Source organism: Dysosmobacter sp., assembly GCF_034093755.1.
Taxonomy (GTDB): Bacteria; Bacillota; Clostridia; order Oscillospirales; family Oscillospiraceae; genus Oscillibacter.
In genome coordinates this window covers 1-13839 of the sequence record NZ_JAXEBZ010000048.1, presented here as the reverse complement: position 1 = coordinate 13839, position 13839 = coordinate 1, and the positions used below count along the sequence as shown (strand labels likewise).

General features: G+C 65.3%; 11 protein-coding genes. 5 read left to right on the top strand and 6 right to left on the bottom strand.

The features are described from left to right. Positions 1-31 precede the first annotated feature (31 nt). Positions 32-919 carry an RluA family pseudouridine synthase gene (locus tag SOX55_RS06310; RefSeq protein WP_325286594.1) on the bottom strand — a complete coding sequence of 296 codons (888 nt, stop codon included), beginning with the start codon at positions 917-919 and terminating at the stop codon, positions 32-34. 198 nt (positions 920-1117) lie between these two features. On the opposite strand from SOX55_RS06310, the gene SOX55_RS06305 reads away from it, so the two are divergent. The 3 genes from SOX55_RS06305 to SOX55_RS06295 are packed head-to-tail and all read left to right on the top strand — an operon-like array spanning position 1118 to position 5298. Beyond that, a complete protein-coding gene (locus tag SOX55_RS06305) occupies positions 1118-2908 on the top strand; it encodes an ABC-F family ATP-binding cassette domain-containing protein (protein ID WP_325286593.1) in 1791 nt (596 codons plus the stop codon). A gap of 19 nt (positions 2909-2927) precedes the next feature. Beyond that, positions 2928-4136, top strand: coding sequence for a hypothetical protein (locus tag SOX55_RS06300; RefSeq protein ID WP_325286592.1), 1209 nt, complete (start codon positions 2928-2930; stop codon positions 4134-4136). Positions 4137-4158: 22 nt separating this feature from the next. Beyond that, positions 4159-5298 (top strand): hypothetical protein, encoded by a 1140-nt coding sequence (locus tag SOX55_RS06295; RefSeq protein ID WP_325286591.1) that lies wholly within the window; start codon positions 4159-4161, stop codon positions 5296-5298. A 38-nt stretch (positions 5299-5336) separates the two neighbouring features. Here the strand turns inward: SOX55_RS06295 and SOX55_RS06290 are convergent, their stop codons facing one another. Together SOX55_RS06290 and SOX55_RS06285 are read right to left on the bottom strand one after the other, a co-directional pair. Further along, positions 5337-5891 (bottom strand): O-acetyl-ADP-ribose deacetylase, encoded by a 555-nt coding sequence (locus tag SOX55_RS06290; protein WP_325286590.1) that lies wholly within the window; start codon positions 5889-5891, stop codon positions 5337-5339. A gap of 13 nt (positions 5892-5904) precedes the next feature. After that, positions 5905-7260 (bottom strand): 8-oxoguanine deaminase, encoded by a 1356-nt coding sequence (locus tag SOX55_RS06285; protein ID WP_325286589.1) that lies wholly within the window; start codon positions 7258-7260, stop codon positions 5905-5907. A 135-nt stretch (positions 7261-7395) separates the two neighbouring features. Here SOX55_RS06285 and sdaAB point away from each other — a divergent pair, with 135 nt between their 5' ends. After that, positions 7396-8064, top strand: coding sequence for an L-serine ammonia-lyase, iron-sulfur-dependent subunit beta (gene sdaAB, locus SOX55_RS06280; RefSeq protein WP_442873613.1), 669 nt, complete (start codon positions 7396-7398; stop codon positions 8062-8064). Between the two features lie 13 nt (positions 8065-8077). Further along, positions 8078-8944 carry an L-serine ammonia-lyase, iron-sulfur-dependent, subunit alpha gene (gene sdaAA, locus SOX55_RS06275; RefSeq protein WP_325286643.1) on the top strand — a complete coding sequence of 289 codons (867 nt, stop codon included), beginning with the start codon at positions 8078-8080 and terminating at the stop codon, positions 8942-8944. Between the two features lie 55 nt (positions 8945-8999). On the opposite strand, the gene SOX55_RS06270 is transcribed toward sdaAA, so the two are convergent. The 3 genes from SOX55_RS06270 to secA all read right to left on the bottom strand — a co-directional run. Further along, the gene (locus tag SOX55_RS06270) at positions 9000-10529 is read right to left on the bottom strand and encodes an ABC transporter substrate-binding protein (RefSeq protein WP_325286588.1); all 1530 of its coding nucleotides are present in this window, start codon (positions 10527-10529) and stop codon (positions 9000-9002) included. Between the two features lie 2 nt (positions 10530-10531). Beyond that, positions 10532-11350, bottom strand: a complete 819-nt coding sequence (pgeF, locus tag SOX55_RS06265; protein WP_325286587.1) for a peptidoglycan editing factor PgeF — start codon at positions 11348-11350, stop codon at positions 10532-10534. A gap of 171 nt (positions 11351-11521) precedes the next feature. Next, on the bottom strand, positions 11522-13839 hold a 2318-nt coding region (gene secA / locus SOX55_RS06260; RefSeq protein ID WP_325286586.1), incomplete at its 5' end, for a preprotein translocase subunit SecA.

The window sequence follows — 13839 nt, the reverse complement described above, 5'->3', positions numbered from 1 at the left end:
ATACCACAATTCGCGGAAAATGGCAAGGGCGTTATTCCCGCAGCAGACGGGCCATGTCCTCCGGCAGGGGGGCGGTCTGGTCCAGCAGTTCCCCTGTCACCGGATGGCGCAGCCGCAGGCGGTAAGAGTGGAGGGCGGGCCGGGGAATCAGATCCGGGTCCTCTGTGCCGTAGAGCCAGTCCCCCGCCAGGGGGTGGCCCATGGCGGCCATGTGGACGCGCAGCTGGTGGGTGCGCCCCGTCTCCGGCCGCAGGGCCAGGAGGCTGTAAAGGGCATTTCCCTGCAGGACCTGATAGTGGGAGCGGGAGGGGGCGCCGTCGGGGCGGACGCACCGGGCCACGGCGGAGCCGTCCTTCCGGCCGATGGGCAGGTCAATGACGCCGCTTTCGGGGCAGGGCCGGCCCAGACAGACGGCCCGGTACTCCCGGTAAAAGTCATCGCTGTGGAGCATCCGCCGCAGCAGGTTGTGCACATAGCCGCACTTGGCCACCGCCATCAGCCCGGTGGTGCCCTTGTCCAGCCGGTTCACCACGTGGAACACGGCGGACGCCCCCTTCTGGTACGCCAGCGCCCCCGCCACGGTGGGGGTCTCCGGCAGAAAGCTGGAGGCCAGGGCCACCATGCCCGCCGGCTTGTTCACCACCAGCAGATACTCGTCCTCGTAGACGATGGGCAGGGGCCGGTCACAGGGGATGATCTTTTCGTCCGGAGGCCGCACGTCGCCGATCTCCACCGTCAGCACGTCCCCCTCCCGGAGCACGGCGGTGGAAAAGGCCCGCTGCCCGTTCACCAGAATGCCGGTTTCCCGGCGGGTCAGGCTGGCGATGGCGTGGGAGGAGAACCCCAGCCGCCCCTTCATGACGCCGCGGACCTTCCGCCCGGCCTCTTCCGCTGTGATGGTGACGCTGATGGTCTGCATGCTCTGCCTCCTACGCTGCTTTTTTGCCCAGCATACCACAAAATCCGGGTTTTGCATAGAAAAGCGGGGGAAGTTGTGGTAAAATCAAAAAATACGCAAAATCATTTCATGGCCAAGGGCCTTTGGCTGTTTTCAAAAATCCAACGGACGCCGTATCCTTTTCGGCACCGGAAACGTTATGGAACTGAGGGAGTTGCTATGCTGTTATCCGCGGAACATCTATCCATCAACTTCGGCAGCCGCCAGCTGCTGTCGGACGTGAATCTCTATCTCAACGACGGCGACAAGGTGGGCATCATCGGCATCAACGGCACCGGGAAATCCACCTTTCTGAAGGTGCTGGCGGGGCGGCAGGAGCCGGACGAGGGCACCGTCAGCCGGGACCCCAACGTGCAGGTCAGCTACCTGCCCCAGAACCCGGAGATGGAGGACGGCGCCACCGTGCTGGAGCAGGTGTTCCGCAGCTTTCCGCCGGAGTTCCGGGCGCTGAACGAGTATGAGGCCAAGGCCATGCTGAACAGGCTGGGCATCTCCGACTTTGAACAGAAGGTGGGCACCCTCTCCGGCGGCCAGCGGAAGCGGGTGGCCCTGGCGGCGGCGCTGATTCATCCGGCGGACGTGCTGATTCTGGACGAGCCCACCAACCACCTGGACACGGAGATGGTCACCTGGCTGGAGGACTGGCTGCGGCGGTTCCGGGGCGGGCTGCTGATGGTGACCCATGACCGGTACTTCCTGGAGCGGGTGGTGAACCACATCACCGAGCTGTCCCGGGGAAAGCTGTATCACTACGAGGCCAACTACTCCAGATACCTGGAGCTGAAGGAGCAGCGGGCGGAGATGGCGGAGGCCAGCGAGCGCAAGCGCCAGTCCATTCTGCGGGTGGAGCGGGTGTGGATCATGCGGGGCTGCAGGGCCCGCACCACCAAGTCCAAAGAGCGCGTCCAGCGCTATGAGGAGCTGCTGAACCGGGACGCCCCGGAGACGGACGAGACGGTGGCGCTGGCGGCGGCCTCCAGCCGCCTGGGCCGCAAGACCATTGAGCTGCAGCACGTCAGCAAGCGCTTCGGGGAACTGTGCGTGCTGAAGGACTTTTCCTACAGCATCCTGCGGAATGACCGCATCGGCATTGTGGGCCACAACGGCGTGGGCAAGTCCACGTTGCTCCACATCATCGCCGGAGAACTGCAGCCGGACACCGGCGCTGTGGACATGGGCGCCACGGTGAAGGTGGGCCATTTCTCCCAGGAGGGCCGGGAGCTGGACCTGCACCAGCGGGCCTATGACTTTATCCACGAGGTGGCCGACGAGGTCCGCACCGACGAGGGCACCTTCACCGCCAACCAGATGATGGAGCGGTTCCTGTTCCCGGGAGACCTGCAGTCCCAGCCCATCGGGCGGCTGTCCGGCGGCGAGCGGCGGCGGCTGTACCTGCTGTCCATTCTGATGGCGGCCCCCAACATTCTGCTGCTGGACGAGCCTACCAACGATCTGGACGTCACCACCCTGGCCATTCTGGAGGACTACCTCCAGACCTTCCCCGGCCCCATTCTCACGGTGTCCCATGACCGCTTCTTCCTGGACAAGCTGGCCACCTCCATCTTTGAGGTGCGCTCCGGCGGCCAGGTGCTGCGCTATACCGGCAACTGGTCCGACTGGGCGGAGAAGCGGCAGGAGGAAGAGCGGCCCCGGCCGGCGGAAAGGGCAAAGGCGGCGGAGGAGAAGCCCCGGGAGAAGCGGCCGAAATTCACCTATAAGGAGCAGCTGGAGTTCCAGACCATCGACGATGACATGGCGGCGCTGGAGCAGCAGCTGAAGGACTGCGAAGCGGCCATGAATGGCTGCGGCAGCGACTATGTTAAGCTGCAGGAGCTGACGCAGAAGCAGGAGCAGCTGCAAGCGGCGCTGGAGGAAAAAACGGAGCGCTGGCTCTACCTCACCGAGCTGCAGGAGCAAATTGACGCCTGGGAGCAGGCCCAGAGAAAATAAAGAGAGCTGGAGAGAGAATATGGACGAGAACCGGAGACAGAAATGCGTGAAGCTGTTCGCGGCTGTGGTGGCGCTGAGCGCCCTGGCCGCCGGACTCAGCGCCAGTATTTACAACAACTACTTCAACGATGTGTACCACATTACGGCCTTTCAGCGGGGCCTGCTGGAAACGCCCCGGGAGAGCGGCGGCTTCCTGTGCGCACTGCTGTTTCTGCTGTTCGGCGCGCTGGGAGACGTGACGCTGGGCATCGGCGCGCAGCTGCTGATGGTGGTGGGCCTGCTGGTGATGGCCTTCTGTTCCCCGTCCTACGGGATGATGATTCCCTTCCTGTTTCTCTACTCCCTGGGCGACCACCTGTTTATGCCCATCAATGACTCGGTGAGCATGTCCCTGGCGAAAAACGCCCAGGGCGGCACCTCCCTGGGCTATTTCAAGAAATACAACTACTTCTTCTCCATGCTGTCCGGCGCGGCGGTGTTCATCGGCTTCCGCGCGAAAATCTTCAGCTTCAACGCGCCGGTGATTCTGCCCTTTGCCATTGCCATGGTGCTGTACCTGATGACGGCGGTTCTGCTGGTGCTGCTGCGGCGGGAGCTGCCCTACAAAAAGGTGAAGGGCAATCCGGTGAAGATCCGGCGGGAGTACCTGCCCTATTACCTGACCACTCTGGCCTTCGGCTGCCAGAAGCGCATCCGCATTGTCTTTGCCCCCTGGATTCTCATTGAGCTGCTGCACAAGGGTTCCGATGTGACGGCGATGCTGCTGATTCTCTCCAAGCTGGTGAGCAGCCTGGTGTCGCCCCGCATCGGCAAACTGCTGGACCGCTTCGGCGTAAAGCTCTCCATGCGGATGGAGGCCATTTTCATGATGGTGGTATTCACCGGGGAGGGGCTGTTTGCCGGCGCGGTGGCGGCCGGGAAGCTGGACGGCGTCCTCTGCGTGGCCGTCGCCTGTGTGTTCTACATCCTCAGCTACCTGACAGACCAGTTCCAGATGGTCCACTCCCTGCTGATGCGCCAGCTGGCGGGGGACCGGAAGGAGGAAGTGACGGCCAGCCTCTCCATGGGCGTGACGGCGGACCACCTGACGGCGGTTGTCATCAGCCCGCTGCTGGGCTATTTCTGGACCTCTGTCAGCCCCGCGCTGGTGTTCTTCGCGGCGGCGCTGTCGGCGCTGGTTCAGCTGGCGGTGTCCAAATGGATGATCCCGGAAAAACAGACGGTGTGACGGCGCCGGAAAGGAAGGCGGAATGAAGGGAAAAAAGACTCTGGCGGTGCTGCTGTCCGCGGCGGCGCTGCTGGCGGCAGGCAAATGGGGCCTGGGCAAGCTGGGAGAGAAGCGCATCCTGTTTCCGCCCCAAATCACCTGTCAGGTGCTGCTGGAGCGGGAGCCGGTGTCCGCCGGACTGCTGGTGAACCAGGCCAACACCGGGGTGTATCAGTTCACCTGCCGGTACGGGCTGGCAGACGGGGCCGTGACGCTGGCGGAGCGGGACTGCTGGCAGTCCTACGAGGACACGGTGTCCCGGGCGGAGTACCGGAAGTTCCGGAGCCTTTCGGACAAAACGCTGACCCGGGTGCAGCGGACAGGCAGCGGATATCTGCTGATTTTCCACGGAAACCCCGCTGAGCCGGTGACGGTGATGGAGACGGACGGGGCCGGGAATGTGACGTTTTCATATGACTTCGACGGTGTGGGGACCAATGCGGTTTTCCAGTCGGCAATCTCCGGTGATGACGGCGTGTACGCACTTGCCTATCTCAAGGACACAGACACTCTGACTGTGACCGGAGTGGACCGAAGCGGTGTTGAACTGCTGTCGGTGGGGTTTACTTACGATCAGCTCAGCGGAGAGGAAAGTGCGGAAAAACGCATGGGTGGGTTTCTGTTCGACGGGGATAATGTGCTGATCCGGAACGGCGTGCTGTACTTCGGGGCTGCCTGCTACAGCGAATCCCCGGGAGCGGTGATCGGGGCTTATGACCTGTCCGGGGACGCGTCGCTGTACTATCAGAAGCTGGATGGCGCCCAGATGGCGGCTGTCCGGTGGGAGGAGGACCGGTTTTCCGTTCTGGTGAACCGGAAGCGCTTCACACCCCTGGAGGTCCATACCTTTTCCATGGCGGATTTTTCGGAGCAGGTGACGCTGCTGCCTCTGCCGGAGGAGTTTACGGCCTGCCCCTGGTACAGTGAGGGCTACTACCTGTTCCCCTCCGCTATGACCTCCCACCGGGCGGCGGTGGTGCTGGATGATCCGGCCGGCGCGCCGGACGGGCTGCGGCGGGTGCTGCTGGCCGTGTGGGACACGGAAAGCGGAGAGATGGTATACCGCTGCCGGCTGACGTTGGACGCGGACTATGACATCTACGGACTTGAACTGGCATCATAAAGAAACATCCGCCGGCAATACCGGCGGATGTGCTTTTTTCAGCCTTTGTGCTCCACGTCCAGCCGGTCGGCCTTGGTGGCGGCGAACCAGAAGTTGTACATCTGGCGGTAGATGCGGGCGGTTTCCTCCCGGTGGCACACCATCCGTACCTGATGCATCTCCGGGTGGTCCTCCAGAAAGGCCAGAATGGCCCGCTCCGCCACGGTGGCGGCCTGCATCACCGGGTAGCCGAACACCCCGGTGGAGATGGAGGGGAAGTCCACGGTGGTGATGCCGTGAGCGGCGGCCAGCTCCAGACAGGAGCGGTAGGCGGAGGCCAGCAGCGCCGGCTCCCCCTGCTGTCCGCCGTGCCACACGGGGCCTACGGTGTGGATGATGTATTTTGCCCGCAGGCGGCAGCCCGTCGTCAGCCGGGCCTCCCCGGTGGGGCAGCCGCCGATGGCGCGGCACTCCTCCAGCAGCTCCGGCCCTGCCGCCCGGTGGATGGCGCCGTCCACTCCGCCGCCGCCCAGCAGTGTCTCGTTGGCGGCGTTGACGATGGCCTGGGCATCGGATTGGGTAATGTCCCCCACAATGACGTCAAACCGTTTCATGGCATCTCCTCCTTCACCGGGCCAGGTATTCCCGGCACTTGCGGTTGGCATCTTCGCTGAGCCGCTCCTCGTCCAGCGCGGCCAGCCGGCCGTCCCGCACCACCACCCGGCCGTGGACGATGGTGCAGTCCACCGGTCCACGGAGGCCCACGGTGCCGAACAGGGATTTGGGATCGTCCAGAGCGCCTGCCAGCTCCAGCCGGCGGCTGTCCACCAGAAACAGGTCCGCGCACTTGCCCACCGCCAGAGAGCCGATGTCCTCCCGGCCCAGAAGCCTTGCGCCGCCCCGGGAGGCCACCTTCAGCAGATCATAGCCGGTGGGGGCGCCTTTGCTGGACTGGAGCCGGTGGAGCAGGAAGCACACCCGCAGCTCCTCCAGCAGGGAGGAGCCGTCGTTGGAGGCGGAGCCGTCCACCGCCAGGCCCACCGGGACCCCCAGCCGCAGCATCTCCGGAATGCGGGCCACGCCGGAGGACAGCTTCATGTTGGAAACGGGGCAGTGGGCCACGCCGGTGCCGGTCCGGGCCAGCACCCGCAGCTCCTCGTCATTGAAATGGATGCCGTGGGCGAACCACACGTCGGGGCCGGTCCAGCCCACGGAGGCCATGTACTCCAGCGGCCGCATCCCGTAGTGGGACAGGGTGTAGTTTTCCTCGTCTTTCGTCTCCGCCACGTGGGTGTGGAGCCGGACGCCGTACTGCCGGGCCAGCAGCGCGCTCTGGCGCAGCAGCTCCCGGGACACGGAGAAGGGGGAGCAAGGGGCCAGGGCCACCTGACGCATGGAGCCGAAGGACGGGTCATGGTAAGTCTCCACCGCCTTCCGGCAGTCGTCCATAATGGCGTCCACCGTCTGCACCACGCTGTCCGGCGGCAGTCCGCCGTCCTTTTGGGACAGGTCCATGCTGCCCCGGGAGGCGTGGAACCGGATGCCGATCTCCTCCGCGGCGGCGAACTGGGCGCCCAGCAGGTCGCCGGAGCCCTCCGGGAACACGTAGTGGTGGTCGAAGCAGGTGGTGCAGCCGTGCTTCAGCAGCTCGCCGCAGCCCACCACGGTGGACAGGCGGATGACCTCCGGGTCCAGGTTTTTCCAGATGCCGTACAGGGCGGTGAGCCAATCAAACAGCTCCATGTTCTGCACCTGAGCCAGGTTCCGGGAGAAGATCTGATACAGGTGGTGGTGGGTGTTCACCAGACCGGGATAGGCCAGATAATGGGTGCCGTCGAGGACGGTATCGGCGTCGGCGGGCAGGTGAGGCCCGATGGCCTGAATGACGCCGTCCCGGGCCAGCAGGTCAACGCCCTCCAGCACCCGGTCGCCGTCATCGCAGGTGACAACGGTGCGGAGATTTCGGATCAGCAGAGAGGACATGGAAATTCTCCTTTCAGCAGTGGTTTCACTGGTATTCAGTATATCCGGTTTTCCCGGGAAAAGCAATGCGGAAAAGGACCGTTGCGCCGCGGCGGGAACCATGATACACTGAGATAAGAAAGAGGGTGACACGCCATGCTGGATATTTTTGATATTTTGGGACCGGTGATGGTGGGGCCGTCCAGCTCCCACACCGCCGGCGCGGTGCGCATCGGCAACATGGCCCGGACGCTGCTGGGCGGGGAGCCGCGGACGGCCTCCATCGGGCTGTACGGCTCCTTCGCGGAGACCGGCCGGGGCCACGGCACGGACCGGGCGCTGGTGGCGGGACTGCTGGGCATGAAGCCCGACGATCTCCGCATCCCCGACAGCTTCGCCCTGGCGGCGGAGCGGGGGCTGGAATTCACCTTTTCCGTCGCCCGGCTGCGGGATGCCCATCCCAATACGGCGGTGCTGGAGCTGGCGGACGGGGAGGGACACACCCTGCGGATGCAGGCGGCGTCCATCGGCGGCGGCCGCATCCGGGTGGACCGGCTCAACGGCGTGGACGTGGCGTTCACCGGGGCCTTCAACACCCTGATCATCCACAGCATCGACATCTCCGGCAAGCTGGCGGACGTGACCCGGGAGCTGTCCAAGGGAAAGATCAACATCGCCAACATGAGCCTGTGCCGCAGCCGCCGGGGCGGCGCGGTGCTGATGGTCATCGAGACGGACCAGCGGGTGCCGCCGGTGGTGCGGCATCTCATCGGGGAGATGCCCGGCGTGGTGGGCCTGACCTATTACGAGAAGGAGGGGGACTGACGTGCTGGATTCCATGCAGGAGATCTTTGACAAGGCGGAGCAGGGCGGCATCCCCTTCTGGGAAGTGGTGCTGCGGACGGACATGGAGGAGCGGCAGGTGACCCGGGAGGAATCCCTGGAGAAGATGCGCGCCACCTGGCGGGCCATGGTGGAGGCCGACAGTACCTATCAGGCGGAGCAGCGGAGCCTCAGCGGTCTGGTGGGCGGCGACGGCGGAAAGATGCGGGCCTACGCGGCCGGCGGAAAGACCGTCTGCGGCGGCTATCTGGGACAGGTCATCGCCGCCGCCCTGTGCACCGGGGAGGCCAACGCCTGCATGCGCAAAATCGTGGCGGCGCCCACGGCAGGCGCCTGCGGCGTGCTGCCGGCGGTGCTGCTGCCCCTGTGGCGGCAGGGAGAGGCCACGGAGGAGGAAATCATCCGGGCGCTGTATGTGTCGGCGGGCATCGGGGCCGTCATCGGCTACCGGGCCTGCATCGCCGGCGCCGCCGGCGGCTGTCAGGCGGAGATCGGCACCGCTTCCGCCATGGCGGCGGGGGCCGTCACCGCCCTCCGGGGCGGCTCGGCGTCGCAGATCGGCCACGCGGTGGCCATGGCGCTGAAAAACCTGATGGGCCTGGTGTGCGACCCGGTGGCGGGCCTGGTGGAGGTGCCCTGCGTCAAGCGGAACGTGGTGGGGGCGGTGAACGCCGTCAGCTGCGCGGACATGGCCCTGGCGGGCATTGAGAGCCGGGTGCCGGTGGACCAGGTCATCGAGTGCATGGGTGACGTGGGCCGCCGCCTGCCGGTGGAGTTCCGGGAGACGGCCCTGGGCGGACTGGCGGCAACGCCCTTCGGCCAGGAGGTCAGGCACCGGCTGGAGCGCCGGGAGGAACCGTAAAGCTTGAAAAAAGCAAGGAGTGTACAGTGGAAGCACTGTACACTCCTTGTTTGCTTTACCGGTTTTCCGACAGGTGGATGACGCAGCCGGTGAACCCGTGAAAGGGGTTGGCAGCGGTGGGGGTCAGCCCCTCCGCCACGCCGGACTGGGTCAGCACCGATGTGCGCTTGAAGCACACCGGCAGGATGGGGGCTTGCTGCCGGAAGCGGGTGCAGAGGGTCTTCACGGCGGCGGAGCGGTCGGCGGCGGTGAGACAGTCGGCCAGCAGCTGGTCCGTCAGGAGGTCGCTGTACCCGCCGTGGTTCAGGGTGCCGCCGCTGCCCAGCAGGGCGGTCAGGTCCCAGTCGGCGGTGAGGCGGACCTCGCCGTAAAAGAGGTCGTAGTCCCCCTGGGCGATGGCGGCCAGGTATTCCTCCCAGGGGAGAACCCGCACCGTGATTTTCAGGTCACACACCGACAGGGCGGCGGCCAGATACCGGGCCACGGACACCTTGAAGCTGTTCTCGCTGTTCACCAGCAGCGTCAGGGACCGTTCGGCGCCGCTGTTCAGCCCTGCCTTTTCCATGGCGTCGGTGAAGGCTGTCAGGGAACTGTTGCGTTCCAGTTCGGAGGGGTAGAGGGGAGAGACGGGGGACAGGGGGAACTGGGCGGGGAGGGCATGGCCGGAGAGGTAGGCGCCGGTGACGGCCTCCCGGTCAATGCCCAGGCTCAGTGCCCGGCGGACCTCCGGGCGCTGCAGCAGGGGGTTCTGAAAATTGATGCCCACATACTGCAGGATGGTGGTGTCCGTGTCCTGGACGGTGAAGCTGCCGGCGGCGCTGAGGGGCGCCGTGCCGGTGAGGTCGGCGGTGATGAGCTGCACGGTGTGGGAGGTGAACTGATACCGGGCGGCGTCAGAGCCGGAGCAGTCCACCAGCTCAATCCGGCGGATGGGCTGCGTTCCGCCCCACCAGTTCTCTGAGGCGCTGAGGCAGCGTTCTTCCTCGCTTTGCAGCAGGAAGTAGGGGCCGGTGCCCATTGGCACCGCCAGCTGCTCTGTGCCGGCTTTGACGATGGGAATGTCCAGCAGCGCCGGGAGGGCGGCGTTGGGCCGGTTCAGGGTGACGCGCAGGGTGCTTCCGTCGCCGGAGACGGACTGCACGCAGCTGAGCCGGGCGCGGTAGCGGTCGGAGTCCATGGCCCGCCGCAGGGTGTTCACCGCGTCTTTGGCGGTGAGGGCGGTGCCGTCGCTGAACACCGCGTCGGTCCGGAGCTGAAAGGTCCAGACCAGGGCGGCGTCATCGTACTCCGCGGCGGCACACAGCCGCTTTTGCGGCTCCAGCGATTCGTCCAGTTCAAACAGCCCCTCGTACAGCAGAGCGCCGATGGTCTGCTGAATGCCGTCGGGGCAGGTGATGGGGTCCAGGGTGGCGTCCGGGTCCCAGGGCAGGGAAAAGGCGGCGGGCAGAGGGGTCTCCTGCCGCGTCTCCTCCTGGGAGGAGGCGATGCCCTCCGTCATGCCCGCCTCCGGGGGTTCCTCCGCGCAGCCGCTCAGCAGCAGGGCGGGCAGCAGCACCGAGAGCAGGGCCAGCTTTCGGAATTTCATGGTCAGCAGCCCTCCGTCAGCGCGATGAGGGCCACCTGGGCGCCCCGGGCATTGCCCATTTTCCGGTGGGACCAGAACAGGTCCGGGCGGCAGCCGGTGCAGAGGCCGGCGGTGCCGATGTGCTCCGGCTGCAAACCGCAGCGCAGCAGCCACTGGCGGTTCAGCCCCGCCAGGTCCACGTGCCACTTGGCGCCCCGCCGCTCCAGATACGGCGCGGCGTCATCGCCCAGAGCGCCGGTCATGGCCTCCGGCACGTCGCCGTCGGTCTCGAAGCAGCACTGGCCGATACAGGGGCCGATGGCGGCCAGCAGGTCCCGGGGCCGGGAGCCGAACGCCCGGACCATGGATTCCACCGTGTTCCGCAGAATGCCGCCGGCGCAGCCCCGCCAGCCGGCGTGGGCGGCGCCCACGGCCCGGCGCACCGGGTCATACAGTAGAATGATGCCGCAGTCGGCGGAAAAGACCACCAGGGGCAGGTCCGGCTCGTCGGTGATCAGGGCGTCGGCGGTATAGTCCCGCTCCCGCAGCAGACCCTTTCCGGCGTCGCCGGCGGTGCAGCGGCGGACGGTGGTTTCGTGAATCTGCTTGCTCAGCACTGCCCGCCGGGCATCGACGCCCAGCGCGCCGCAGAACCGGCGGTAGTTTTCCGCCACGGCACCGGGATCGTCGCCCCGGCCTACTCCCAGATTCAGGGTATCGAACGGCGGCGCGGAGACGCAGCCCCGGCGGGTGGAAAAGCCGTGAGTCAGGCCGGGCCGGCCCTCCAGCTGGGGGGCGGTGAGCCAGGTGAGACCGTTTTGTTCATGAAAATCAAAGGGCATAGTCGGCTCCTTACTTGGAAAGAACACCCCCTGCCCTCCGGCAGGAGAACAGGGGGTGTGATTCAACAGCAATCGGGGAAAGGGGTCAGGGGAAACCCTGCGGGTTTCCCCGATTCGTCCGTGAAAAAAGCGGACGAAGAAAATGAAATCATTTTCGCCGCGGCGTGTACGTTAGTTGTCGTGGTACTCCTTGCAGGTGCACTTCTTCCACTTCAGGCCGCTGCCGCAGGGGCAGGGATCGTTGCGGCCCACCTTGATGGTGATCTTCCTGGGCTGCTTCTTGAGGGCGGTGCCGTCGCCGCCCACGTTCTCCGTCATGCCCTTGGCCACCCGCTCCCGCTTGACATCCTCGTCCTTCTTCAGACGGACGGAGAACAGGCGGCGGACGGTCTCGGCCTGGATGGCGGCGATCATCTCTTCAAACATGGTGAGAGACTCCTGCTTGTAGGCCACCACGGGATCGGTGTTGGCGTAGGCCCGCAGGCGGATGCCCTGCTTCAGGTCATCCATGGCGTCGATGTGGTCCATCCAGTACTCATCCACCACACGGAGCATGACAACCCGCTCCAGCTCCCGCATAATGGGCGTGGTGATCTCCGCCTCCTTGGCCTCGTAGGTCTTCTGGGCGGCCCCGAAGAACATCTCCGTAAAGTCCTCCTGGGTCTTTTCCGCCACGGAGTCCTCGTCCATGGGGAACAGGCCCTTGGGGAAGTACAGGCCCTCCAGGCTGCGGAGCATGGTGCGGAAGCCCGCCAGATCCAGCGCCTGCTTCTCGCCGAAGGACAACGCCACGTCGTTGGCGATGACGGTGTGCATCATGTTCTGGATGGTTTCCTTCATGTCCATGCCGTCCAGCACTTCCCGGCGCTGCTTGTAGATGATCTCCCGCTGCTTGTTCATGACGTCGTCGTATTCCAGCACGGATTTCCGGGCCTGGAAGTTCCGGGACTCCACGGTGGTCTGGGAGTTCTCAATGGCCTTGGTGAGCATCTTGGCCTCGATGGGGGTGTCCTCGTCCAGGTCCACCTTCTCCATCAGGTGCTGGATGCGGTCGCCGCCGAACAGGCGCATCAGATCGTCCTCCAGGGAGATATAGACCCGGGTCTCGCCGGGGTCGCCCTGACGGCCGGCACGGCCGCGGAGCTGGTTGTCAATCCGGCGGGAGTCATGGCGCTCGGTGCCGATGATGAACAGGCCGCCGGCCTCCCGGACCTGCTGGGCCTCATCCTTGATTTTGGCCTTGTGGAAGGCCAGACGGTCGGCGAACAGCTTCCGGGCGTCCAGAATCTCCTGGTTGTCGGTCTCGGCGTAGCCGGTGGCCTCGGCGATCAGCTCATCGGACATGCCGGACTTGCGCAGGTCGGCGGTGGCCAGATACTCGGCGTTGCCGCCCAGCATAATGTCGGTGCCGCGGCCCGCCATGTTGGTGGCCACGGTGACGGCGCCCAGCTTGCCGGCCTGGGCCACGATCTCGGCTTCCTTCTCGTGGTTCTTGGCGTTCAGCAGGTTGTGGCGGATGCCCTCCCGGGCCAGCAGACCGGAGAGAATCTCGTTTTTCTCAATGGAGACGGTGCCCACCAGCACGGGCTGGCCCTTTTCATGGCACTCCTTGATCTGGCGGATGACGGCCCGGTACTTGCCGGCCTCGGTCTTGTACACCACGTCCTGGTGATCCACACGGGCGATGGGCTTGTTGGTGGGGATCTCGATGATGTCCAGGTTGTAGATGGTGGCGAACTCCTCCTGCTCGGTCATGGCGGTACCGGTCATGCCGGAGAGCTTGTCGTACAGGCGGAAGTAGTTCTGGAAGGTGATGGTGGCCAGGGTCTTGTTCTCGCTGTTGACGCTGACGTGCTCCTTGGCCTCGATGGCCTGATGCAGGCCGTCGGAGTAGCGGCGGCCGAACATGAGACGGCCGGTGAACTCGTCGACGATGATGACCTCGCCGTCCTTCACCACGTAGTCGATGTCCCGCTTCATGGTGCCATGGGCGCGGATGGCCTGGTTGATGTGGTGGGACAACGTGGAGTTCTCGGGGTCCGCCAGGTTCTCAATGTGGAAGAAGGCCTCCGCCTTGGCAATGCCGTTGGCGGTGAGGGTGGCGGTCTTGGCCTTTTCGTCCACGATATAGTCGGCGGTCTCGTTGACGTCCTCTTCCTCCTTGGCGTCCACCTCCGTGACCACCTTCTTCTTCATCCGGGCCACCAGCATCTCCGCCATGTCATAGAGCTGGGTGGACTTGTCGCCCTGGCCGGAGATGATCAGGGGGGTACGGGCCTCGTCGATCAGGATGGAGTCCACCTCGTCCACGATGGCGAAGGCGTGGCCCCGCTGCACCAGCTCGCTGGAGTAGATGCACATGTTGTCGCGGAGGTAGTCGAAACCCATCTCGTTGTTGGTGCCGTAGGTGATGTCCGACTGGTAAGCCTTCTGCCGCTCCTCCTTGGTCATGTCGTGGATGATGAGGCCCACGGTGAGGCCCATGAAGC